Source organism: Endozoicomonas sp. ONNA2, from assembly GCF_024606365.1.
Taxonomy (GTDB): domain Bacteria; phylum Pseudomonadota; class Gammaproteobacteria; order Pseudomonadales; family Endozoicomonadaceae; genus Endozoicomonas.
In genome coordinates this window covers 1-1,846 of sequence record NZ_JAHHPO010000371.1, presented here as the reverse complement: position 1 = coordinate 1,846, position 1,846 = coordinate 1, and the positions used below count along the sequence as shown (strand labels likewise).

1 protein-coding gene is annotated in these 1,846 nt (G+C 40.4%); it reads left to right on the top strand.

Annotated elements, in window-relative coordinates:
- Window positions 1-192: 192 nt before the first annotated feature.
- Window positions 193-1,846 (top strand): hypothetical protein (locus KDK14_RS06770; protein ID WP_257264268.1); only part of this gene is annotated, 1,654 nt, incomplete at its 3' end.

Here is a 1,846-nt window from a genome sequence, read left to right as displayed (position 1 = left end):
TATTAAATTGGTAAAATTCTTCCGGTGCAATCAAAACCTTACGGATTCAGGTTTCAATCAAGTCTGAGCTTTAAGCCAGGGCGGCATAAGGGTTCTTGGTATAAAATAGGTTGTTGATCGCCAACGCATGGGTATTTAATCACTCGATTTCCGGTCATTACCCTGTCTTTGATAACTCTAAGTGTTATTCATATGGATTTATTATCACAAGCAGCAAATTCATCTTCGACAGAATGGTTTAAAAATTCCGGGGCTTGCCCAGTGCAACCCGGCAAAAATTCAAATACGATAAGTGCATCCGGCCAGCCCCCGGGTAGCAAAGAGCAGATAAGGCAGGAATTGCTGGAAGCTGTGCAGGCTGGTACGTTTGGTGCCCGGCAAATAGCGATGTCTCCTGAGAGTTCATTTCATACAAGATTCAATAAAGAATTCGCTTATCTGGACCATAACGATAAGTTACCAAAAGCACCAAGACCCGTCATCCTGATTATGGAAGACGTGCCATCGATATTAAGGTCGAACCATGTCACCGTTGGCATTATAAATCCCGATACGCTCACTGCGTATAAACAAAATGCCCATACATCTGACCTGGTTGATAATACTGTCAAGCCGGATGAATTAACTGTTAAATGCCTGCCTGACCACATATCACTGAAAAGGAAATTAAAGGAGCAAGCTAACTCCATTGTTCGGAAATATCGGCGAACGACATCAGGACATCTGCGCAAGGATGGCATATTCAAACCGCCTGAATTCAGAGAAAAAGATTGTGAAGAATTAAAACGCCATTCAGAATGGTTAACCACGGGATATACAAAATCACAAATCAAATGCTTTTTATCGGTAAAAGAGGACATTGAAAAAAGTATTACTGATCATTTACAGGATAAGCACCAATTAGAAGAAGTTTTTGGCATTCAGTCATTGCCCTGGATGGTTTTTTCCCAGCAAAGCGGTTCTGCTGAGGTTTATTATGAGGATCAGTTCAGTGGTCATCTGTTAGCGCATAACGAAGCCCAACTCAGTAGTTTTGCTTTATCCCATAATATTTCTGAAGAGACCTTCAAGCGGGTATTGAATCTTCTGCCAATGCCATTAAAGGCCAAAACCTTGAATCAACATCACCTGCCAACGCTAAAGCATCCCTTTCAAGACATTATAAAACTGGCAGCGACCCCGGACTTCAGTCATCAACACTTAAGGGAATTAATAGAGCGGATTCGGGAATTAATAGACCAGGATGACTCTTTTCAAAGTGCTTCTGTTCAAAGTGCTTCTATTCAAAAAAAATTTATTTACCAAGGAGAAGTCAAGACAATACTTGATTTATTGATCCAATCAGTGACCAAGTTATGGTGTATGATCGATGATAGCAACTCAACGAAAAATAATAAGGATGAGATAGGGATAACTAACGAGGAAGATATAATTTTCCAATTAGCTACTGACCTGACCAGACGCGGAGTGTCTGTTAGTGAGAAAACCGGCAAAGCACTATTAAGGGAATTTTGTTCAATAAGAATGTGCAGTTATCTGAAGGCATTGGGGTTATCCTGCAAGACGAATAATTTATGGCTTTTAATGATACACCCTCCCTTATTTCATAATCCGGCCGTTATGCTGGAGTTTCATCAACGTTGCCAAAGACACAATACAGAAGAACTGCAGGAAGCGTTTCACTTAGCCCTTCAACGACCTTTTATAGGACCGTATCCCTATAAACAATTTAAGAATTATTTATTAGCACTGTTTCATTTTTGTGACCCCAATGAGCAAACATTTAACTTGGTGAGAAAAAAAATAGCAGACACCACTGCCGAAGGCATTGAAAAATCCCTGGGAA